At 44.5% G+C, this 22,335-nt stretch carries 20 protein-coding genes; 10 read left to right on the top strand and 10 right to left on the bottom strand.

Annotation, left to right across the window (positions count from 1 at the left end; translation table 11 throughout):
• Positions 1-190: 190 nt before the first annotated feature.
• From pspF to ACRC53_RS03030, 10 genes are all read left to right on the top strand, one after another.
• Positions 191-1,249 carry a phage shock protein operon transcriptional activator gene (gene pspF / locus ACRC53_RS03075; protein ID WP_438642100.1) on the top strand — a complete coding sequence of 353 codons (1,059 nt, stop codon included), beginning with the start codon at positions 191-193 and terminating at the stop codon, positions 1,247-1,249.
• Between the two features lie 6 nt (positions 1,250-1,255).
• Positions 1,256-2,941, top strand: a complete 1,686-nt coding sequence (gene sapA / locus ACRC53_RS03070; protein ID WP_438642099.1) for an ABC transporter substrate-binding protein SapA — start codon at positions 1,256-1,258, stop codon at positions 2,939-2,941.
• Positions 2,941-3,900 (top strand): putrescine export ABC transporter permease SapB, encoded by a 960-nt coding sequence (sapB, locus tag ACRC53_RS03065; RefSeq protein ID WP_438642098.1) that lies wholly within the window; start codon positions 2,941-2,943, stop codon positions 3,898-3,900. Before sapA ends, sapB begins: the two co-directional genes overlap by 1 nt.
• Position 3,901: 1 nt before the next feature.
• The gene (gene sapC, locus ACRC53_RS03060; protein ID WP_438642097.1) at positions 3,902-4,777 is read left to right on the top strand and encodes a putrescine export ABC transporter permease SapC; all 876 of its coding nucleotides are present in this window, start codon (positions 3,902-3,904) and stop codon (positions 4,775-4,777) included.
• Complete coding sequence (locus ACRC53_RS03055; RefSeq protein ID WP_438642096.1) at positions 4,777-5,775, top strand: peptide ABC transporter ATP-binding protein; 999 nt, start codon at positions 4,777-4,779, stop codon at positions 5,773-5,775. Before sapC ends, ACRC53_RS03055 begins: the two co-directional genes overlap by 1 nt.
• Positions 5,772-6,581 carry a peptide ABC transporter ATP-binding protein gene (locus tag ACRC53_RS03050; protein ID WP_438642095.1) on the top strand — a complete coding sequence of 270 codons (810 nt, stop codon included), beginning with the start codon at positions 5,772-5,774 and terminating at the stop codon, positions 6,579-6,581. Before ACRC53_RS03055 ends, ACRC53_RS03050 begins: the two co-directional genes overlap by 4 nt.
• Before the next feature lie 231 nt (positions 6,582-6,812).
• Positions 6,813-7,604: an enoyl-ACP reductase FabI gene (gene fabI, locus ACRC53_RS03045; RefSeq protein ID WP_438642094.1), complete on the top strand. Its 792-nt coding sequence runs from the start codon at positions 6,813-6,815 to the stop codon at positions 7,602-7,604.
• A gap of 305 nt (positions 7,605-7,909) precedes the next feature.
• Positions 7,910-8,797: a hypothetical protein gene (locus tag ACRC53_RS03040; protein WP_438642093.1), complete on the top strand. Its 888-nt coding sequence runs from the start codon at positions 7,910-7,912 to the stop codon at positions 8,795-8,797.
• Between the two features lie 232 nt (positions 8,798-9,029).
• Positions 9,030-11,009 (top strand): exoribonuclease II, encoded by a 1,980-nt coding sequence (locus tag ACRC53_RS03035; RefSeq protein ID WP_438642092.1) that lies wholly within the window; start codon positions 9,030-9,032, stop codon positions 11,007-11,009.
• Between the two features lie 198 nt (positions 11,010-11,207).
• Complete coding sequence (locus ACRC53_RS03030) at positions 11,208-11,576, top strand: DUF1622 domain-containing protein (RefSeq protein WP_438642091.1); 369 nt, start codon at positions 11,208-11,210, stop codon at positions 11,574-11,576.
• Positions 11,577-11,592: 16 nt separating this feature from the next.
• On the opposite strand, the gene gltS is transcribed toward ACRC53_RS03030, so the two are convergent.
• From gltS to hisC, 10 genes are all read right to left on the bottom strand, one after another.
• Complete coding sequence (gltS, locus tag ACRC53_RS03025) at positions 11,593-12,786, bottom strand: sodium/glutamate symporter (protein WP_438642090.1); 1,194 nt, start codon at positions 12,784-12,786, stop codon at positions 11,593-11,595.
• 655 nt (positions 12,787-13,441) lie between these two features.
• Entirely contained in the window at positions 13,442-13,765 is a 324-nt protein-coding gene (gene yciH / locus ACRC53_RS03020; RefSeq protein WP_438642089.1) for a stress response translation initiation inhibitor YciH, read from the bottom strand.
• Positions 13,766-13,809: 44 nt separating this feature from the next.
• A complete protein-coding gene (gene pyrF, locus ACRC53_RS03015) occupies positions 13,810-14,517 on the bottom strand; it encodes an orotidine-5'-phosphate decarboxylase (protein WP_438642088.1) in 708 nt (235 codons plus the stop codon).
• Positions 14,518-14,624: 107 nt separating this feature from the next.
• Positions 14,625-15,794, bottom strand: coding sequence for a lipopolysaccharide assembly protein LapB (gene lapB / locus ACRC53_RS03010; RefSeq protein WP_438642490.1), 1,170 nt, complete (start codon positions 15,792-15,794; stop codon positions 14,625-14,627).
• A gap of 13 nt (positions 15,795-15,807) precedes the next feature.
• Positions 15,808-16,104: a LapA family protein gene (locus tag ACRC53_RS03005; RefSeq protein WP_438642087.1), complete on the bottom strand. Its 297-nt coding sequence runs from the start codon at positions 16,102-16,104 to the stop codon at positions 15,808-15,810.
• Between the two features lie 165 nt (positions 16,105-16,269).
• A complete protein-coding gene (gene ihfB, locus ACRC53_RS03000; protein ID WP_438642086.1) occupies positions 16,270-16,554 on the bottom strand; it encodes an integration host factor subunit beta in 285 nt (94 codons plus the stop codon).
• 67 nt (positions 16,555-16,621) lie between these two features.
• Positions 16,622-18,295 carry a 30S ribosomal protein S1 gene (gene rpsA, locus ACRC53_RS02995; protein ID WP_438621863.1) on the bottom strand — a complete coding sequence of 558 codons (1,674 nt, stop codon included), beginning with the start codon at positions 18,293-18,295 and terminating at the stop codon, positions 16,622-16,624.
• A 157-nt stretch (positions 18,296-18,452) separates the two neighbouring features.
• A complete protein-coding gene (cmk, locus tag ACRC53_RS02990) occupies positions 18,453-19,157 on the bottom strand; it encodes a (d)CMP kinase (protein ID WP_438621864.1) in 705 nt (234 codons plus the stop codon).
• A 417-nt stretch (positions 19,158-19,574) separates the two neighbouring features.
• On the bottom strand, positions 19,575-20,873 hold the full coding sequence (aroA, locus tag ACRC53_RS02985) for a 3-phosphoshikimate 1-carboxyvinyltransferase (protein ID WP_438642085.1): 1,299 nt from the start codon (positions 20,871-20,873) through the stop codon (positions 19,575-19,577).
• 141 nt (positions 20,874-21,014) lie between these two features.
• Positions 21,015-22,115: a histidinol-phosphate transaminase gene (gene hisC, locus ACRC53_RS02980; protein WP_438642084.1), complete on the bottom strand. Its 1,101-nt coding sequence runs from the start codon at positions 22,113-22,115 to the stop codon at positions 21,015-21,017.
• Positions 22,116-22,335 lie beyond the last annotated feature (220 nt).

Here is a 22,335-nt window from a genome sequence, read left to right as displayed (position 1 = left end):
GAAAAATACTGCGCTTGTCATCTGTTTGTACCTCACTACTACATATCAAATTGCATGCCAACATTTTAAATTAACGTATATCATTGAAAAATAAAGCATTTAAAATTAACCTTGGCTTTTACTGACTTTCACGCTATGAGTATATTTACTAAAAAATAGCTTATTTAACGAATAATCGGCGAATTTAACCATGCAGAAAAATGAAAATCTTATTGGTGTTTCAGACTCCTTTCTGGCGGTAATTGCACAGGTCTCACGCCTTGCACCGTTAAATAAACCGGTACTGATTATCGGGGAGCGTGGCAGTGGTAAAGAGCTAATTGCCAAACGATTACACTACTTATCGCACCGCTGGCAATCACCACTCATTACCCTTAACTGTGCAGCACTCAATGAAAGCCTGCTTGACTCTGAACTGTTCGGGCACGAGGCCGGATCATTTACCGGTGCACAAAAACGGCATTTAGGGCGCTTTGAACGAGCACAAGGTGGCAGCCTATTTCTAGATGAGTTGGCGAATGCCCCACTACGGGTTCAAGAAAAACTATTGCGTGTTATCGAATACGGTGAGTACGAGCGAGTTGGCGGAAATCAGCCCCTTTTTGCCGATGTACGGCTAATTTGCGCCACCAATGAAGATCTGCCACAAAAAGCCCAACAAGGTACATTTCGTGCTGATTTGCTCGATCGTCTTGCGTTTGATGTGATCAATATTCCGCCTTTGCGTCAACGTCAGGAGGATATCCCATTATTGGCTGATTTTTTTGCCGTAGAAATGTGTAAAGAACTCGGCCATGCTTTTTTTGCCGGATTCAGTGCAAAAGCACAACAGGCTCTATGTGAATATTCATGGCCAGGTAATATTCGTGAGCTCAAAAATGTCGTAGAACGTGCAGTCTACCGTAATCCAAACCCACATCATCTAGTAGAGCAGATTATCTTTAACCCCTTTTTGCCGTTAAACACAATAACACTTCCTGAAAAACGGACTATATTACCTACTCCATACCTTGAGGATCAACCACTTAGCCTCAAATTCCCCCTAAATTTAAAGCAATGGTTAGCACAACAAGAGCAATATGCGCTCACCGCTGCAATGCAGCAAACCCGCTATAATCAAAAACAGGCTGCAGTGTTATTAGGCATCACCTACCATCAGTTACGCGGCATGTTACGCAAGTACCCCACGCTATTTATCACACAAAAATCCACTGAAATTCAGCCAAAGGTTGGCGTTCAGCAGGAGTAATGTAAAATGACACTCTTGTCAGAACAAAAACGAGTCAACATGCGTGGTTTGAAAATAAGGGACACATTTTCTGTATGCTGCCATTTTTTGGTAGTCAGTAGCCTATTGGTTTTTTTCAGCAAACAGGCTGATGCCGATACATTACCGACAGAGGTGTATCAAAAAGGGTTTGTCTATTGTACCCCTGGAAGCACGAATATCTTAAACCCGCAACGGGTCAAAGCCGGTGTCACTATTGATGCTATCGCTAACCAAGTGTATGACCGCTTACTTGATATCAACCCATTTACGTATCGCTTAATGCCCTCTGCGGCAGAAAGCTGGGTCGTCAGTGATGCAGGGCGCACCTTTACCTTTACGTTGCGTCAAGGTATACAGTTCCACCAAACTTCGTGGTTCACCCCTTCGCGCACTTTAAATGCCGATGATGTTGTATTTAGCTTGCAGCGAGTACTTGATGAGAAATCCCCTTATCATGCTGTTGGTGGTGGGCACTACCCTTACTTTGATAGCCTGCAACTAAGCCGTAAAATTGCCTTCATTAGCAAACTCAGTGATAATCAGGTGCAAATTAAATTGCTGCACCCTGACTCCTCATTTCTAACCCATTTGGCTACACATTTTGCGGTTATCTTATCAAAAGAGTACGCCGATCAACTGCTGGCCATAGGAAAGCCTGAGCAAATTGACCGCTTACCGATTGGTTCAGGCCCGTTTAAATTACAAGAGTACCGTTATGGGCAATATATCCGCCTTGCGCGCCATGATGAGTACTGGAAAGGCCGAGCCCGAATTGCACAAGTGGTGGTTGATTTTGCTTCTGGTGGTGCTGGACGTATGGCCAAGCTCATTACCGGTGAGTGTGATGTTTTGCCTTATCCAGCAGCAAACCAAATTGCGTTACTGCGTGATGACCCTGCACTGAAACTGAGTGTGCAATCAGGAATGAATGTCTCGTATCTGGCATTAAACGTACAACGGCCTCCCCTGAATAACCCGAAAGTACGGCAGGCATTATCAATGCTTGTTAACCGAGATCGTCTACTAAAATCTATCTATTATGGCACAGCAGAACCGGCGCGTTCCCTGCTTCCTCCTGTATCTTGGGCTTTTAACCATCGGTTAGCTACCCATTATTACTCACCATCAGAAGCAAGAAAATTGCTTAATGAAGCAGGCCTAACGAATCTCAAACTCAAATTATGGGTACCTAGATCAGCGCAATCATATAATCCTGCACCACTTAAAATGGCTGAATTAATTCAGGCTGATATGGCAAAAGCAGGTGTAAAACTGACTATTGTACCCGTTGATACACAAAGTTTTGAACGTGGGCTACCAACAGGTGATTACGATATGGTACTCACAGGTTGGGTCTCTGATAGCGATGATCCCGACAGCTTCTTGCGCCCCCAACTTAGCTGTGCTGCTATGCAATCAGGCAGCAACTACGCACACTGGTGTAAACCCCAGTTTGATGCATTTTTATCTGCTGCATTGACTACCGAAAAACTGGCCAGCCGTCTGCTATTTTATCGCCATGCACTGGAAATTTTAGATACCGACATGCCCGTCATTCCCATTGCACACTCTTTACGCTTACAAGGGCATAGAGCCAATTTACAAGGGCTAGTTCTCAGCCCGTTTGGTAGTACCTCTTTCTCTGAAGTTTATCGGCAGGATACGCCTTAATGATTATCTACACCCTGCGCCGTCTGAGCTTACTTATCATCACGGTGTTCATTCTAACTATTATTGGTTATGGGCTAAAAAACTATGGTCAACCCCTTTCAACTGAAAGCCGTATTACTGGCTATACACAATATGTGACAGCCTTAAGTAAGGGGGATTTTGGTCTTTCGAGTGTATCGGGTGAAGCCATTACCCCGCAATTACTCAATGTGTTCCCAGCAACCCTTGAGTTGTGCTTATTGGCATTTATTGTGTCACTGCTCATTGGTATCCCATTAGGCATACTCGCAGGTGCACGACGCGGACGCTGGCAAGATATACTCATCTCCTCTTTTGCACTTTTTGGATTCTCAATCCCTGTCTTTTGGCTAGGTATATTGCTAATTATGCTTTTTTCCCTCAACTTAGGGTGGCTACCTATTTCAGGTCAACACAGCCTATTATTCGAAGTTAAACATGTGACCGGGTTTATTTTAGTTGATGCTTGGCTATCAGACTCACCCTATCGCCACGATATTATCTACAACACCTTATTACACATGGCATTGCCTGTTACCACCCTATCGCTCTCACCTACCACAGAGGTCATCCGCCTAATGCGTGCAAGCACTGAACATGTGGTCGATAAACCTTATGTGAAAGTAGCCGCAACCCGTGGCTGGTCACGTCTAACGATATTACGTCGTTCTATTTTGCGTAATGCACTGCCACCAATTATTCCCAAACTTGGCCTACTGTTCTCGACCATGCTGACACTTGCCATGATCACTGAAACCGTGTTCAGTTGGCCTGGTATTGGCCGTTGGTTGATTCAAGCACTTAACCAGCATGATTACACCGCAATTTCAGCCGGTGTAGTAGTGGTTGGTAGCTCCGTTATTTTACTTAGCGTGCTCGCTGAATTATTTGGCGCAGCGGTTAACCCACTTGTCCGTAAAGAATGGTACGAGGTTCGCTAAGATGTCAAACCGCTTACATATGCCGACCCGACTTGCACACACATGGAATTTATTTCGCAAAGACTCCATCTCTGCTATCGGATTTTATGGTTTATTAATTTTACTGATGCTCACTGCATTTGGTCAGCACATTGCACCATTTTCTGCCAACTTTCAGTTTATCGACAAAGAACTCATGCCTCCCTCATGGTCAAGCAGTGGAAAAATTGAGTTCTTTTTTGGTACTGATGATCTAGGCCGTGATATTTTCAGCCGCTTGCTGTGCGGCGCTCGATTCACTTTTGGCAGTGCGCTCTTAGTGGTGTGTTCAGCATCAATCGTAGGTATTGCCATTGGTATTTTGGCGGGGATGTCAAAAGGGTTAAAGTCCTCCATTCTTAACCACACTCTTGATGCTATTTTATCTATTCCTACATTGTTACTGGCCATTATTGTTGTTGCATTAACCGGTGCCGGATTACTCAATGCCATGTTTGCCGTCTGGCTGGCCTTAGTGCCACGTTTTGTACGGGCTGTGTATACTGCTGTACATGATGAAATGGAAAAAGATCACATCACTGCCATCCGGCTCGATGGTGCATCTGACAGCTACATTTTGCGCTATGCCGTATTGCCCAATATTCTTGCCATTTTAGTGATGGAATTTACCCGCGGTTTTTCCGTTGCACTGCTCGATATCGCCGCATTAGGTTTTTTAGATTTAGGCGCGCAACGCCCCAGCCCTGAGTGGGGAGCAATGCTTGGTGAAGCTCTGAGCTTGCTTTATATCGCCCCGTGGACAGTCACCCTACCAGGGTTGGCTATTTTAATCAGCGTGATTATCGTAAACCTTGCTGGCGATGGCCTGCACCGCGCTATTAATGCAGGAACTGAATAATGCCACTTCTTGATATTCGTAACCTGACGATTGAAATTATGACCCCAGCAGGCCCGGTCAAAGCCGTTGATCGTGTCAGTTTAACGCTGGTTGAAGGTGAAATCCGTGGTTTAGTGGGCGAGTCAGGCTCAGGAAAAAGCCTTGTTGCCAAAGCGATTTGTGGGATTAGCAAAGATAACTGGAAAATCACTGCAGATCGTTTTCGCTTTAATGATGTAGATATTCTTCGTTTAAGTAACAAAGCCCGTCGGCGCTGGGTTGGCAAACATATCTCCATGATCTTTCAAGAGCCACAATCATGCCTTGACCCGTCAGAACGGGTTGGCCGCCAACTACAAGAAGCAATCCCCGGTTGGACATTTAAAGGCCACTGGTGGAAACGCTGGAACTGGCGCTATAAGCAGGCTAAAGCCTTACTGCACAAAGTGGGAATTAAAGATCACCGTGAAATTATGCGCAGTTACCCGTATGAATTGACTGAAGGCGAATGCCAAAAAGTGATGATCGCCATGGCCATTGCCAATCAGCCAAAACTCCTGATTGCCGATGAACCCACCAATGCGATGGAGCCCACCACGCGCGCGCAGATCTTTCGCTTGCTTGATCGCATGAATCAACTCAACGACACCACTATCTTGCTTGTAAGCCATGACCTGCTCAGTCTTACACAAGCGGCCAACAAACTTACGGTAATGTATTGCGGCCAAACGATTGAATCAGGCACTTGTGAGCAGATCCTCGATACACCACATCACCCGTATACACTGGCTCTACTGCGTGCCATGCCTGATTTTCGTGATCCACTACCGCATAAAAGCCGTCTCAGTGCGCTGCCAGGAGCTATTCCTCCATTGCAACACTTACCTATTGGTTGCCGATTAGGGCCACGCTGCCCACATGCACAAAAAAAATGTATTGAAACCCCTACGCTGCGCAAAATTAAAACCCACGCCTTTGCCTGTCATTTTCCGCTCAATATTGAGGAGGGCCAACTGTGAGTGCGTTATTAGAAGTCAATGGCCTGAGTAAAACGTTTCGCTACCATATTGGGCTGTTTCGTCGCCATGTTGTAGAGGCCGTAAAACCGGTAGAGTTCACACTCGATGAAGGCCAAACACTGGCGATTATTGGTGAGAATGGTTCAGGAAAATCAACATTAGCAAAACTCATTGCAGGCATGGTTGAACCCACTCAGGGAGAACTCCACGTACAAGGTGAGCGGCTGTGGTATGGTGACTATCGTCACCGCTGTAAGCTCATCCGTATGATTTTCCAAGATCCGAACACATCATTAAATCCCAAAATGCAAATTGGGCAAATTCTTGATGGCCCACTCAAGCTCAATACCAGCCTCACCCCACAAGAGCGCGAAGCACGCATCACCGCAACACTACGAAAAGTAGGGTTATTGCCTGATCATGCGGGTTTTTATCCACAAATGTTAGCTACAGGCCAAAAACAGCGTGTATCACTAGCACGTTGCCTAATACTTGAACCCAAAATTATTGTCGCTGACGAAGCCCTAATACATCTAGATATGTCAATGCGCTCACAAATACTAAACTTAATGTTAGAGCTACAAGAGTCATTGGGGATCTCATATATTTATGTAAGCCAACACATGGGTGTGATTAAACATATCAGTGATCAAGTGCTCGTCATGCAACAAGGAAACATTGTTGAACGCGGCGATACCCAGCGTATTTTTTGTGATCCACAACATGATCTTACGCGTCGTTTAATTGAAAGCCATTTTGGGGATACACTCACGCCTGAAGCGTGGCAACAACCTGTCACACTATAATCCTGTTGTAGGCAACCTTGTAGTGCAAGGTATGCACACCTCAATGATATTCATTAAAGCACACCTCTTGGTAGTAGATTCAAGACCCAATGAGGTGTGCACTCAAAGTACCACTGCTCGGATGAGCATGCGAAGCCCTCGACCGATACGCCGAACATGGTAGAATCAAACGGTTTATTATTTTATACGATGTGCACATATCGCATGTTGTCACAATTAGGGTAACTTGTTATGGGTTTTTTGACCGGTAAACGTATTCTTATTGCGGGCGTAGCAAGCACCCGTTCGATTGCTTATGGTATTGCGGCCGCAATGCACCGCGAAGGCGCTGAACTGGCCTTTACTTACCAAAATGATAAGTTGAAATCACGCGTTGAAGCGATCGCCGCAGAGTGTGGTTCATCCATTATTCTGCCTTGTGATGTTGCTGATGATGCCAGCATTGAAGGCTTGTTTACTGAACTTTCTGCAGTATGGCCAAAGTTTGATGGCTTTGTTCACTCTATTGCTTATGCACCAGGTGATCAGCTTGACGGCGATTATGTTGATGCCGTAACCCGTGATGGTTTTCGTATCGCGCACGACATCAGCTCTTACAGCTTTGCGGCAATGGCCAAAGCATCACGCAGCATGCTAAACCCAGGCGCAGGCTTGGTCACCCTCTCCTATCTGGGCGCAGAGCGTGCTATTCCAAACTATAACGTTATGGGTCTGGCAAAAGCATCATTAGAAGCGAACGTACGTTACATGGCCAATGCCATGGGTGCACAAGGTGTTCGCGTTAACGGTATCTCTGCTGGCCCTATCCGTACATTAGCTGCAGCTGGCATTAAAAATTTCAAAAAAATGCTATCACATTGTGAAGCTGTTACCCCTATTCGCCGTACTGTCACTATTGAAGATGTGGGTAACTCTGCGGCATTCTTATGCTCTGATTTAGCGGCAGGTATTTCAGGTGAAATACTTCATGTTGATGGCGGTTTTAATATCGCAGCCATGAACGAGCTAGAAGTTAACGAGTAATTTATCTACGTTATCGCCTGATTTAAGAGATACGCTATTTTATAATCCGCTTCGGCGGATTTTTTACTTTTATCGTCTTTTTTATCAAAACAGAAACCGGAAAATAGATCACAGCTTGCTTATTGAATAAGATGTAATCATCTTTTTGTACATTTCACCTTTTCTCAACCCGCTTATAATCGTCAGCATCCCATTATTGTCATAAGCCTCTTACTGAATGACACAAAAAAACACTCCACAATCGTTGAATCTATGCCTTAAATAGCACCTCTTTGCCCTTGATACCACAAAAGGAAATAACGTTAATGCGCACTTGCTTTCGTCTTTTAACATCATCTCGCCTACGTTTTATACTCCCACTATTAGGAATATGGTCAGTATGCAACGTGCCTGTTGTACAGGCTAGCACTGAGCAAGAGCGCGCTCAACAAGCTGCTGAAATAGCTCGACAGCTACTTTGTGCAGCACAAAGTTCTTTGCAAAACTGTCTTGATATTAACCAAATCATTGCACCTAATGGCAATAATGGGCAGTGGAACAACGATCAAAATAATGGGCAATGGCAACAAGATGGGCAATGGAATCAAAATGGTAATTGGAACCAAAACAACCATTGGAATCAAAATAATCAGTGGAATAACAATAATAATGGCAACCCTATTGAAACAGGCCAACCATATGCTATTCGTGTTACCCACTTACAACGCCAATACCCATTAAACAATCAGCAAGCACTGATTCAATTTAATGTTTCAGCGCGCACGCACTATATCGTTAATGCTGAACTGTACGATAGCGATGGGAATCGTACCGCAAGCCAGCAAGTGCAAGTGAATAACCACCGAACACCTGTTACGCTTGTTGCCAATAATCCAGGAGTCTATACATTAAAAATTCGAGCAAATAATGGGCTTGGTGAACAACGTTACAGTGTAGAAGTCACGGGTTGGAATCAGAATAACGAGCAAGACAATAACAATAACAATAACAATAACAATAACAATAACAACGGTAATTATCCTTCATACCGCAGCGGTACTCAGTATCAAGCGGGTGATATTGTTCGCCGTAACGGGCGTTTATATCAATGTCGTCCATGGCCAAACAGTGGTTGGTGTGGTCAAGGTGCTGACCACTATGCTCCGGGAACAGGTATGAACTGGCAAGATGCCTGGGAACGCTATTACGAATAATTTTTGTATATAATACATAGGTAAATCAATAGGAAACACTATTTCTCTTCCTATTGATTTACCATACTATTTATCGATTGATATGTGTAAGCCATAACAACATAAATATTCATATGCAAAAATAGTGATCATTCCTATCTCAAGGAATACAGGCGATAAATCTCATTCAAAATCGTCAACAAATGGTATCATAGTAAGTAATAAGTCTCTCATCTCCTTGCCGGATAGGTTTATGTTTCAAGATAACCCGCTACTTTCCCAGCTCAAACAGCAGTTCCGTGAAAGCACCCCACAAATTGAGGGTGTAATCAAAGGCACCGACAAAGGTTTCGGCTTTATCGAAACAGACAACCAAAAAAGTTACTTTGTACCGCCTCCGTATATGAAAAAAGTGATGCACGGTGACCGTGTTGTTGCTTTTTTACGCACAGAAAAAGAGCGTGAAATTGCCGAGCCAGACGCGTTAATTGAGCCATTTCTTAGCCGTTTTGTTGGGCGTATCCGTAAAGGGCGTGACGACAAACTCAATATTGTTCCTGATCACCCATTACTGAATGATCCTATCATGTGTCGTCCAGTAAAAGGGCTAGAGACCCCGCTGAACGAAGGCGATTGGGTTGTTGGCCAAATGAAACGCCATCCACTAAAAGGGGATCGCGCGTTTTATGCTGATGTCACCGAATTTATCACCACTGCAGATGATCACTATGCACCTTGGTGGGTAACGTTGTCACGTCACCAGTTAGAGCGTGAAGCACCAACCGCTACCTTTGGTGAAATGCTTGATGAAGGTTTGGTACGCGAAGATCTGACTGCTCTGCCGTTTGTCACCATTGACAGCGCCAGTACCAAAGATATGGACGATGCACTCTATATCACCACTCAACCTGATGGCTGGCAGCTAACGATTGCAATTGCTGATCCGACAGCCTATGTTGCACAAGACAGTGAATTAGACCAAATAGCCAGCCACCGCGCGTTCACTAATTACCTGCCAGGTTTTAATATCCCGATGCTGCCGCGTGAGCTGTCAGATAACCTCTGCTCTTTGCGTGAAGGTGAGAAACGCCCTGCTCTGCTGTGCCGTGTCACAGTGAAGCAAGATGGCACGCTGTGTGATGATGCTCACTTCTTTGCCGGTTGGATCGAGTCGCACGGTAAACTGGTGTACGACAATATCTCTGACTGGCTAGAGGGTGTTGAAGGCGCATGGTCTCCGGAAAATGAGACTATTGCAGAACAAATCACCGAGCTACACAAACTGGCACTTGCACGTACCCAGTGGCGCAGTGAAAACACGCTGGTGTTTAAAGATCGCCCAGATTACCGCTTTATTCTTGATGAGAATGGTGTTGTTACTGACATTGTTGCCGAATACCGCCGTATCGCTAACCGCATGGTGGAAGAGGCGATGATTCTCGCGAACGAATGTGCAGCAACTGTATTAACGCAAAAAGTGGGCTTTGGTATTTACAACGCACACGCCGGTTTTGATCCGGAAAAAGTTGAACAGGCCATGACCATTCTGAGAGACAATGGCGTTGATTTTGATCGCGATACCTTGCTTTCCCTTGACGGTTTCTGCCAGCTGCGTCGCCAGTTAGATGCCATGCCAACCGCTTACCTTGATGGCCGTATCCGCCGTTTTCAGGCATACAGTGAAGTCAGTGCCGCTCCAGCACCGCACTTTGGTTTGGGGTTAAACGCCTACGCAACCTGGACATCACCTATCCGTAAGTATGGCGATATGGTTAACCACCGCCTGCTAAAAGCCGTTATTCGTGGCGAACAACCAACTACCCAGCCTAGCGTTGAGTTAACCACGCAACTGGCTGATCGTCGCCGCTTTAACCGCATGTCAGAGCGTGATGTTGGTGATTGGCTATACTCTCGCTTCTTACAACCTAAAGTGGCAGACAACACAAGCTACCGTGCCGAGATCATGGATGTGACTCGTGGTGGTCTGCGCGTACGCTTGCTCGATAATGGTGCTGTCGCCTTTGTTCCTGCACCACTGATCCACTCTGTACGTGATGAGCTAGAGTGCAGCACTGAAACCGCTACTGTCTCTATCAAGGGGCAGCCAGTGTTCCGTTTGGGTGATACCATTGAAGTGATGCTTAAAGAAGTCCGAATGGAAACACGCAGCATCATTGCTAAACCGGTACCCAATGTGGAAGCAGAAGTACCTACTGAATCTGTAGTACAGTAATATCAGTATCACGACTATCACAATAATACTGATTTTATTGTGATGTACTAAAATGATATCACTGCTCGCTTTATAAACAAAAAAGCTACCTCTTTAGGTAGCTTTTTTATTTTAAAAAATCATATACATTCCAAAATAGAGACTCTCTTTTAGAGTGTATTTAGTTTATGACACTAAGACCAAGGAAGGAAAAACGTAATGTCACTTTCATTGTTTGATTTAAATCATCTTAAATTGCTAACTCTGCATGGCGTAGAAATTCTTGAGTTTGCCCTTGAGCTAATTTCTGTTGCTTGTGTTTTATTAGGGCTGATTAAAACCCTTTGGTTAGCATCACACCTAAAAGATCAACCCCCTGGATTTAGGCATATTCGTGTTTGCTTTGGTAGTTGGTTAGCATTAGCCCTCGAATTTCAATTAGCTGCTGATATTTTGGCCACAACTGTTGCACCGAATAAAGAGGAGTTAGTCCGGCTTGCTATCATTGCGCTAATCCGGACTTTCCTAAATTACTTTTTGGCTAAAGAACTGGACACTCAAGCAGAAAAATCAGCCGACTCTCGTTAATTACTGTGTTTTTCTTTTATTTAAAGAAATAAGTAAACATTGTAATTAGTGAGGCATTAGCAAAATCAATAAACAGAGCCCCAACAAGCGGTAATACAAAAAATGCCTTTTGCGATGGACCATTACGCTCAGTAAAAGCTTCCATATTGGCCATCGCATTAGGTGTTCCGCCCATCCCGAAACCACAATGCCCTGTCGCTAAAACTACCGCATCATAATCTCGACCCATCAAATTATAGGTCACAAAATAGCTATACAGCGCCATCAGTGCCGTCTGACTGAGCAGAATAACCACTAAAGGTAGCGCCAATACACTGATATCCCACAATCGCAGGCCCATCAATGCCATAGATAAAAACAAGGCTAATGAGATATTACCAATAGAATCTATAACATATGTATTTACTTTTTTGCCAAAGTGATCCATCACATTACGCGTAATTGCAGCAACAATCATTGGGCCAATATAAATAGGTAACGTTAACCCCAACACATTGAGAATATCAGCTAAAATAGAGCCTATCCCCATGACAATAATCACTTTTAAAATAGTATCAAATGCAGAACGTTCATAAAGATGATTACGGTCTTCTTTTAACTCAATATTCTCTTCAGTTTCATGTTGATCATCATAACGGCTTTCTGCATGTTTACTCAGTAATAATTTACTGATTGGGCCACCAATAACACAACCAGAAATTAAACCAAATGTTGCAGCCGTAATTGCAACAGCCGTTGCACCATGAGCTCCCGCATTTTCTAATAGTGGGCCAAATGCCCCTGCAGTACCATGTCCACCGGTTAATGCCACTGAGCCTGCTGCAATACCCAATAATGGGTTAAGCCCAAAAAATTTAGCTAAACCAATGCCTAAAAGATTTTGTAATATCGCTAAAATTAATGCCACAATCAAAAAAGTGACAACTTGAATACCACCTTTTTTAAGCATTTTTAAACTAGCAGAAAAACCAATAGTCGTAAAAAACGCCACCATAAACAGTTGTCTAATACTATCATCAAAGGTAAAAACAAATAACCCTGAAAGATAGCCGAACAGGGTAATAAAAGAGAATATCACACCACCAATAACCGGAGCAGGAATAAAATACTTACTAAACAATGATACTTTAGTTTCAACATAACGACCGGCTAATAATACTAACACTGCGGTCATTAATGTGGTAATCATTGATAATGAAATTACATGCATTTAATTATTCCTGTTATTTTTATTTTCTCATCACCCACAATACGTAGGTATTATCACCATATTTAGATTAACCTAAATGTTATAATGAAAATCTTTTTTACATTTAATGTATTTAAATCAGTAGGTACTCATCTTTTTTACCCTAAATAGAGTAAAGTTAAATAGAACGTAAAAAATAGGTTTACAATCCACCCCATTTTAGCCTTTTATCTTGATATATGATGATTGTTCATTGAGTATTGAAATTTAATCATTTTACTAAAACAAGAATACCCAACTTTTAAAATTATAACACAATGTTAATAAAATAGCCACTTGGTAAATTTATACCTGTGAAATCATTCAAAAAAAAGTTACTATTATAAATAGTTAACCTGTGTGCTGTATATAAAAACGTACTTTTATATACAGCACACAGAAAATAAAATACATCCAAAAAATAACCTTATTGCACTTTTAGAAATGAAATAGCGCAATAAATAGATTTTTATTTTTAGTATCATAACCCTATTTATTCTTTAAATGATAAATCAGTAACGGTATGTGCTTATTATTTTATTAATTTACGGATTGTCTCTTTACAAAGCCTATTGTTAGGTAGATACCCCCATAACAGACGTTAATAGGGGTTTTATATTTATTCAAATACAAAGGGTTAACCCCCTGCAAGTTTTACTTTCATACCTTTTGTTTCAAGAAGTTGTTTAATCAAATCACGCTTATCGCCTTGAATTTCAATAACACCTTCTTTCAAAGTGCCACCACAACCACACTTCTTCTTTAACTCAGCCACCAATTTGGTTAAATCGGGATCCGACAGGTCAACCCCTGTGATCACACAAACCCCTTTCCCCTTGCGGCCACTGGTCTGGCGCTGTATCCGCACAATACCGTCACCTTGTGGTCTAGCTACAACCACCGGTTCTTCTTTAATCCGGCCAGTTTTGGTGGAGTACACCAAGCGAGAGTTATCACCCATACTTCTTCCCCTTCTTGGCAGAATGACTCTTACAGTAAGTGCTATTATGCCAGAGATTGATAGATCGTCTGTAGTGTCTGAGCAGGGTCAATCGATTGTGTAATTGGTCGGCCAATAACCATATAATCAACACCTGCCAACACGGCCTGTTTAGGTGTCATAATCCGGCGCTGATCGCCAGCATCAGCCCCTTCAGGACGAATACCCGGTGTTACCAGCATAAAATCAGCACCACAACGCTGTTTTAGCCTACTAGCCTCTTGTGCCGAGCACACTACACCATCAAGCCCGCTGCGCTGAGCCAATAACGCCAAACGCTCAACCTGCTCATGCGGTGAAACCTCAATACCAATACCTGCCAGATCACTATCTTCCATGCTAGTCAGTACCGTGACCCCAATCAGTAACGGAGCATCTTTCCCGTATGGCAGTAAAATATCACGGGCAGCACGCATCATTCGCTCACCACCGCTAGCATGCACATTCACCATCCACACGCCCAACTCTGCGGCGGCAGCAACAGCACGGGCGCAGGTATTCGGAATATCGTGAAACTTCAGGTCAAGAAAGACCTCAAATCCGCGCTGATGCAGTGCCCGTACAAACTCAGGGCCAAATAGCGTGAACATCTCTTTGCCCACTTTTAAACGACAACACGCAGGATCAATATGATCCACAAATGCCAATGCAGCAGACTGATCAGCATAATCTAATGCCACAATAATTTTATTTTGAGATAGACCCGCTTGCATTACTTATCCTCATTTAACACGCTTATTGAACACACCCATATTACTCAACAACATACTGAGTATAAAAAAACAGCAGTTCATTACGGCTGCTGTTTTATTTTATTATTTTACTCACCATCTAACCCACGAATAGATTTCACCGTTGCCCAACTACGACACGATGGGCACTGCCAATATAATGCATGCGATGTAAAACCACATTTTTGACAACGATAACGCGGCTTCGTACTAATTTGTTCAGCTACCATATGCTGTAATGAAGATAAGCTCTCTTTAGCTCGCCCCTCTTCTGCTTCAGCAAGATGGTATTGCATCAAACGATGAAACAAACGCATTGTTGGATGACGCTGCAACGCTTTATTAATATAATTTTGTGCAACCTCAATACCTTCACTCTGCTCTAACATATCAGCAAGCATCAACGTAGCCATTGCTCCTGCATTGGCATCACAGCAACGCTCTAAAAAAAGTCGCATATTGTCAGGTTGTTGTGCTGATTGATAACATTCATTGAGCATTGGCAACACTTCAGGAATAAAATCAACATCTTGTACTAAAACACGTTCAAGTTCATTTGCCGCTTTCGTATACTCACCCGATGCCATGAGTAAACGCCCCTGCATCAAAGAAACTCTGGCACAGAGACGATCTGATTGTGCGGCTTTCTTTAAATGAGCACCTGCTTTCTCTGGCAAATTTTCAGCCATAAGTTGTAAAGCCAGCTCACAATGAAAATGGGCAATATCCACATTCAATGTGGTTTTCCCTAGCTTTATCAACTTCTCTGCGACTTCTATCGCTTTAGCCCACTCACGGGTTGTTTGATAGATGGTCAAAAGTTGCTGTAATGCCGATTCACGAAAATCAGGCTCATCAATAAGCTGTGTAAACATATCTTCTGCACGGTCATAAAAACCAGCCGCAAGATAGTCTTTACCTAATTGCTGAATGGCTAACAGACGCTGATCGAAAGTTAATGATGCATTTTCAACTAGAGCCTGATGAATACGAATAGCACGGTCAACTTCACCTCGAGAGCGAAATAAGTTGCCTAATGTCAGGTGTGCTTCAACCGTTTCACTGTCTTCTTTGAGCATATCAAGAAACAGATCTACCGCTTTTTCTTGCTGATTAGAAAGCAGGAAGTTAACGCCAGTAACATACTCGCGCGAAAGACGGTTAACTTCCTGTTGTTCATCTTGCCGAGCACTCCTGCGCCCCATATACCAGCCATAGGCAGCGGCTATTGGTAGCAACAGAAACAACAGCTCAAGCATTGCATTGGTTTCCTTATTCTTGCTCAACCACTGGGGTTGCAGCAGCATGTTGATCCAGTTGTTCTTGCTGACGTTTAATTTGACGATGTGCACGGCTTAGACTAAAACGTACACGTAGATAAAATAAACCGCAAATCACCCAACCCAAAACAAAACCTGTACCAAACAGCATGGCTAACAAAGAAGAGAGACGAAACTCACCTTGTGCCAGTAAATAATTAAATGTTACTACAGTTTCATTTTGCGCACCGAACGTTACGCCAATAATAAAGAGTGCAAGTGCAATTAAAAAACCAAGTAGATACTTCACATCAATATCCTCTGTACTATCACAAATTTATGTAAATACGCCTAAAAACAGGGTATCACAGCCACAATGCAATATCGCCTATGATCTCAAAAATGCATACAATCTACAAAAGAAAACGGCATCCCGAAGGATGCCGTTTCAAATTAATCCGTCATACGCCATGACTTAGGCAGATATATTAACTCGCTCACGTAACTCTTTACCCGGTTTAAAGTGAGGAACGTGTTTACCTTCTAACTCAACTTTATCACCGGTTTTAGGATTACGACCAACCCGTGGCGCACGATAGTGCAGCGAGAAACTACCAAACCCACGGATCTCAATACGCTCACCATTAGCGAGTGTATCCCCCATATGATCTAACATCTCTTTTATCGCATCTTCGACTACTTTCGCAGACAGATGTGATTGCTGAGTCGTAAGCCTTTCAATTAATTCAGACTTGGTCATAGGCCCTCCGAGGTGGCTTATTCGCTTTACCATCAGGAAGCAGTAATCTACTTCCTAAATCGGTTAATTATTCGCCTTTAGCAGCTTTGAATGCTTCAGCCATTGCATTACCAAACGCAGCTTCATCTTGCTTGTTGTTCAGTGTTGCCATTGCTTCGGTTTCTTCAGCTTGGTCTTTCGCGCGAACAGACAAGTTTACAACACGGTTCTTACGGTCAACACCGGTGAACTTCGCTTCAACTTCATCGCCAACGCTCAGAACTAAAGTCGCGTCTTCGATACGGTCACGAGATGCTTCAGAAGCACGCAGGTAGCCTTCAACGCCGTCAGTCAGCTCAACAGTAGCGCCTTTCGCATCAACTGCGGTTACTTTACCAGTAACAATAGCACCTTTCTTGTAAACAGACATGAAGTTGTTGAACGGATCTTCTTCCAGTTGCTTAACGCCCAGAGAGATACGCTCACGCTCTGCATCAACTTGCAGAACTACTGCTGCGATTTCGTCGCCTTTCTTGAATTCACGTACTGCTTCTTCGCCTGCAACGTTCCAGGAGATGTCAGACAGGTGAACCAGACCGTCGATGCCGCCGTCCAGACCAATGAAGATACCGAAGTCAGTGATTGACTTGATCTTGCCTTCTACGCGGTCACCCTTAGCGTGGGTTTCTGCGAACAGCTGCCATGGGTTAGATTTGCACTGCTTCAGACCCAGGGAGATACGACGACGCTCTTCGTCGATGTCAAGAACCATAACTTCAACAACATCACCCACGTTAACAACTTTAGATGGGTGGATGTTTTTGTTGGTCCAATCCATTTCTGAAACGTGTACCAGACCTTCAACGCCTTCTTCGATCTCTACGAAGCAGCCGTAATCAGTCAGGTTAGTTACACGGCCAGTCAGACGAGTGCTTTCTGGGTAACGCTTAGCGATAGCAACCCATGGATCTTCACCCAGTTGCTTCAGACCCAGAGAAACACGGGTACGCTCACGGTCAAACTTCAGCACTTTAACAGTGATTTCGTCGCCAACGTTCACGATTTCGCTTGGATGCTTAACGCGCTTCCATGCCATATCAGTGATGTGCAGCAGGCCATCAACGCCGCCCAAGTCAACGAATGCACCGTAGTCAGTCAGGTTCTTAACGATACCCTTAACTTCCATGCCTTCTTGCAGGTTTTCTAGCAGCTGATCACGCTCTTGGCTGTTCTCAGACTCGATAACTGCACGACGAGAAACAACAACGTTGTTACGCTTTTGATCCAGCTTGATTACTTTGAACTCAAGCTCTTTGTATTCCAGGTGAGTAGTGTCACGAACTGGACGAACGTCTACCAGTGAACCTGGCAGGAACGCACGGATACCGTTCAGTTCTACAGTGAAACCACCTTTTACCTTGCCGTTAATCACACCGATAACGGTTGCAGCTTCTTCGTATGCTTTTTCCAGCATCAGCCAAGCTTCGTGACGCTTCGCTTTTTCACGAGACAGCAGAGTTTCACCGAAGCCATCTTCTACTGCGTCCAGTGCTACGTCAACTTCGTCACCGACGTTGATTTCCAGCTCACCCTGTGCGTTCTTGAACTGTTCAGCTGGGATTGCAGACTCGGACTTCAGGCCAGCATCAACCAGAACGATACCGTTCTGAATAGCGATAACAGTACCACGAACGATAGAACCTGGACGGGTTTCCAGTTCTTTTAGGGACTCTTCAAAGAGTTGAGCAAAAGATTCAGTCATGTTTATTAATCTTCACTAATGAAAGATAACTACCATTTAACGTCCTGCTAAATGGGGTTGCTTTAAAATAGCTCGCCGCATCCATGCAGTCCGCTGATAGAACATGCCAATATAACAAAAAAGCGAGACAACAGCAAAATATGCGTCAAACACCGGCTTAACGCTTCAGTGTTTTCCTGACATATTCCATTGCCGTTTCAATTACTTGTTCTATTGGCATTTCAGTCGAATCCAGTAACAGTGCGTCATCGGCAGCAATCAGCGGTGCAACCGCTCGATTACGATCACGGTGATCGCGTTCACGGATCTCGACTAAGAGGCGCTCAAAGTTAACATCAAACCCTTTCGCCTGCAACTGCAACATACGACGCTGTGCTCGCTCTTCTGCGCTGGCATCTAAAAAGATCTTTACCGGTGCATCAGGGAAAACAACTGTACCCATGTCGCGGCCATCAGCAATCAAGCCGGGAGCGGTGCGAAAGGCGCGCTGACGACGCAGCAGGGCTTCACGCACACGCGGAAATGCCGCGGCACGCGAAGCAATATTGCCGACAGTTTCAGTGCGGATATCATGCGAAACATCTTCGCCTTCTAAAATCACACAAACGTGGCCGTCAACTGACTTAAATTGTACATCTAGGTGTGCTGCCAGCGGCACTAAGGCATCTTCTGATTCAATGTCAATGTGATGATGCAATGCAGCCATGGCCAGTACGCGATAAATCGCGCCTGAGTCAAGTAAGTGCCAACCCAGTTGTTCAGCCAGTGCTTTGCACAATGTGCCTTTACCTGCACCGCTTGGGCCATCAACTGTAATGACGGGATTGACAGAGTTCGCATTGAACTGCGTGTGATCTGACATGGCATCCTCCGTTAAGTTCCGCGTAATACGCCATATAAGTGACAAAAAGAGTACCGACACACTCAGTGTGCGGGGCGTTTTTTGCCGGGCGCTATGTTGCGCGGGATTATACTGGAAAAGTGAGGTTATCCGAAGAAGATGCAGGAAATTAAACGCCAGTATTCATAAATGGATTAGAGGAAATAACACTGAGCCCGTTTCTATCCCGTAAACAGTATGCTTTTTGCACTTACGCTCAGCTTTTATTATAAATAGGCTATAAATGAGCATGTTGCTTATTAGCATTCATTTTATTACAGCGATATGTGCATGTATAAATATAGATATGTAATGAAAGCGCAAATCGCGGTAACGGCAGTCATCTGTTTAGATGACTGCGGTAAGCATGAAAAGAAGAGTATCCACCCGCTAAATGGTTTATTCCCGCGCTAGGGTATGAAAACGCTGAAAATAGTCAGGAAATGTTTTAGAGGTACATGCCGGATCAAGAATAGTGACCGGAGTATCTGACAATGCAACGAGTGAAAAACACATGGCCATACGGTGGTCATTGTAGGTTTCAATGTTGGCATGCTGCAAAACCGCAGGCGGTACGATGCGGATATAGTCATGCCCCTCTTCAACAATGGCCCCAACTTTGCGCAGCTCAGTCGCCATTGCCGCTAAACGGTCGGTCTCTTTAACCCGCCAGTTATATACGTTACGGATACAGGTTTCCCCCTGCGCAAACAGGGCTGTAGTGGCAATGGTCATGGCGGCATCAGGGATATGGTTCATATCCAAATCAATGCCTTTGAGTTCACCGCGCTGACACTCAACATAGTCATCTGCCCAGCGAATTTTAGCGCCCATTTTTTCCAGTACGTCGGCAAACTTCACATCGCCTTGCACGCTGTTACGGCCAATGCCGGTAACGCGAATCGTTCCGCCTTTAATTGCTGCCGCCGCTAAAAAATACGAAGCAGAAGAGGCATCGCCCTCCACCAAATAATTCTCTGGCGAGAGGTATTGTTGCTGACCTTGAATATGGAAAACCTGATAGTTTTCGTGTGTTATCTGTACACCAAATACCGCCATGATATGCAGGGTGATATCAATATAAGGTTTTGAGACCAGTTCGCCTTGAATGTGCAGTTCGGTATGGCCATTAAACAGGGGGGCAGCCATCAAGAAGGCGGTGAGAAACTGGCTAGACACTGAGCCATCAATGGTCACTTTTCCACCCTGAAGGCTTTTTCCGCGGATCAGTAGCGGTGGGTAGTTTTCTTGCTCAAGATATTGAATATCGGCTCCGGCCTGGCGCAAAGCATCAACCAGATGCCCTATTGGGCGCTCTTTCATGCGCGGTTCACCGGTAAGAATAACACTGCCCGCGCCAAGGCTCAGTGTGGCAGCTAACGGCCGCATGGCGGTACCGGCATTACCCAAAAAAAGCGTTAACGGCGAAGCATCAGTGCTAGCTGGTAGTGCAAAAGTATGGCCTATCCCCTGCACATCACAGGTTGTGCGATCATCAGACAGGTGATAAGTCACACCCAGTGCGGTGAGTGCACTCAGCATGTGTCGTACATCATCACTGTCGAGTAAGTTGGTCAGGCGGGTTGTGCCTTTTGCCAGCGCCGCCAACAGCAGGGCGCGGTTTGATACACTTTTGGAACCGGGCAGATTAATGGTGCCGCTGACGTGTGGTATTGGGTTAAGGGTTAACGAATCCATACTGATACTCTCGTACTCCTGCACATACATTTGCTGTTATTTATGGTTATTTTATATGTCGCGATTGTGTGGCTTATTGGCGGTTTTAGTTTGCAATGCCACAATAAAAGCGCCGCCATATTGCAATCAACATGGGGGTATTCAGGCCAGTAGCGGCGTTAATGCATCAATAAACCGCTGGTTTTCATGCGGTAAACCGATACTGACACGCAGATGATTTGGCATGCCATAACCGGCTATCGGGCGCACAATAACGCCTTGCTGCAACAGTTGCTCATAAAGAGGCGCGGCTGGCTGCCCCATATCCAGCGTAATAAAATTCCCTAATGAAGGGATATAGGCAATGCCCTTTTGCTGGCAAAAGGTGATCAACTGCTGCATGCCCTGACGGTTATTTTCAACTGAGGCGGCCAGATAAGCGTCATCAGCCAGTACGGTTTGGGCCGCCAGTAATGCCAAGCTGCTACAGTTGAACGGCTGGCGCAGGCGGTTAAGTAGTCCGGCTACCTCAGGATGAGATACAGCGTAACCTATGCGTAAGCCCGCCAAACCATAGGCTTTAGAGAAAGTACGGCAAACAATCAGGTTGGGGAAGTTTTCTACCCACTCAATAGAGGGTGAGCGGCGGGCCAGTGGCACAAATTCAGTATAGGCCTCATCAAGCACAACCATGACGTGCGGAGGTACTTGCTGTAAAAAGTCAGCCAGTTCAGCTGTTTCTAGAAAAGTACCGGTCGGGTTATTCGGGTTGGCAATAAAAATCAGTTTAGTTTTTGCCGTAATCGCTGCCAGCATCGCACTGAGATCATGCCCCCACTCGCGCGCAGGTACGACAACAGCATGTGCATTGAGTGCCTGTACCACCAGCGGGTATACAATAAAGGCATGCTGGGCATAAATCACTTCATCTTGTTCACTGACAAAGACCCGAGCAATCATTTCCAGCAGATCATTTGAGCCATTACCCAGTGTGATCTGGGCTTCTTGCGTACCAAAATGGGCTGCCAGTGTCTGCTTTAGGTAAAATCCGTTGGCATCAGGATAACGGCTCAAATCACTCAGAGCCTGTGTGAGTGCCTGCTGTACTGACGGGGCTAATCCGAGCGGATTCTCATTTGAGGCGAGTTTAACGATATTGCTGATCCCCAATTCACGCTCTAGCTCCTCTACCGGCTTACCTGCCTGATACGGCGATAACCCGCGAATGCCGGTATTTACATATGCAGTAAAGTCACAACTCATGAGGTTTCTACTCCTTTTCCCTGATGCTATCCGTAAAAAGTTACTCACTCCGTTATATCGGGTTATCGGTTTTCTGGCGAGTACAATTATACAAAAACCATCACATACTCAGTGAAAAACTCAGTAAGGCACGTTGAGCCTATAATGAATATTAATAGCTTATGCATATGATAAATATAGGTAAAACCATCTTGTCTTATTTTCTCACGTATTGAAAATA

Source organism: Plesiomonas sp. (assembly GCF_051652165.1).
In the GTDB taxonomy this organism is placed as follows: domain Bacteria; phylum Pseudomonadota; class Gammaproteobacteria; order Enterobacterales; family CAMTGL01; genus Plesiomonas.
Note: the sequence above shows the minus strand (reverse complement) of the source record. Positions and strands in the feature narration are given on the sequence as shown.

What these genes read in the sequence shown, in the direction of transcription:
- pspF (WP_438642100.1), top strand. Translation starts at nt 191, where the DNA reads ATGCAGAAAAATGAAAATCTTATTGGTGTTTCAGACTCCTTTCTGGCG.
- sapA (WP_438642099.1), top strand. Translation starts at nt 1,256, where the DNA reads ATGACACTCTTGTCAGAACAAAAACGAGTCAACATGCGTGGTTTGAAA.
- ACRC53_RS03040 (WP_438642093.1), top strand. Translation starts at nt 7,910, where the DNA reads ATGCGCACTTGCTTTCGTCTTTTAACATCATCTCGCCTACGTTTTATA.
- ACRC53_RS03035 (WP_438642092.1), top strand. Translation starts at nt 9,030, where the DNA reads ATGTTTCAAGATAACCCGCTACTTTCCCAGCTCAAACAGCAGTTCCGT.
- rpsA (WP_438621863.1), bottom strand. Translation starts at nt 18,295, where the DNA reads ATGACTGAATCTTTTGCTCAACTCTTTGAAGAGTCCCTAAAAGAACTG.
- fabI (WP_438642094.1), top strand. Translation starts at nt 6,813, where the DNA reads ATGGGTTTTTTGACCGGTAAACGTATTCTTATTGCGGGCGTAGCAAGC.
- sapB (WP_438642098.1), top strand. Translation starts at nt 2,941, where the DNA reads ATGATTATCTACACCCTGCGCCGTCTGAGCTTACTTATCATCACGGTG.
- ACRC53_RS03030 (WP_438642091.1), top strand. Translation starts at nt 11,208, where the DNA reads ATGTCACTTTCATTGTTTGATTTAAATCATCTTAAATTGCTAACTCTG.
- lapB (WP_438642490.1), bottom strand. Translation starts at nt 15,794, where the DNA reads ATGCTTGAGCTGTTGTTTCTGTTGCTACCAATAGCCGCTGCCTATGGC.
- sapC (WP_438642097.1), top strand. Translation starts at nt 3,902, where the DNA reads ATGTCAAACCGCTTACATATGCCGACCCGACTTGCACACACATGGAAT.
- hisC (WP_438642084.1), bottom strand. Translation starts at nt 22,115, where the DNA reads ATGAGTTGTGACTTTACTGCATATGTAAATACCGGCATTCGCGGGTTA.
- cmk (WP_438621864.1), bottom strand. Translation starts at nt 19,157, where the DNA reads ATGTCAGATCACACGCAGTTCAATGCGAACTCTGTCAATCCCGTCATT.
- gltS (WP_438642090.1), bottom strand. Translation starts at nt 12,786, where the DNA reads ATGCATGTAATTTCATTATCAATGATTACCACATTAATGACCGCAGTG.
- yciH (WP_438642089.1), bottom strand. Translation starts at nt 13,765, where the DNA reads ATGGGTGATAACTCTCGCTTGGTGTACTCCACCAAAACTGGCCGGATT.
- aroA (WP_438642085.1), bottom strand. Translation starts at nt 20,873, where the DNA reads ATGGATTCGTTAACCCTTAACCCAATACCACACGTCAGCGGCACCATT.
- ACRC53_RS03055 (WP_438642096.1), top strand. Translation starts at nt 4,777, where the DNA reads ATGCCACTTCTTGATATTCGTAACCTGACGATTGAAATTATGACCCCA.
- ihfB (WP_438642086.1), bottom strand. Translation starts at nt 16,554, where the DNA reads ATGACCAAGTCTGAATTAATTGAAAGGCTTACGACTCAGCAATCACAT.
- pyrF (WP_438642088.1), bottom strand. Translation starts at nt 14,517, where the DNA reads ATGCAAGCGGGTCTATCTCAAAATAAAATTATTGTGGCATTAGATTAT.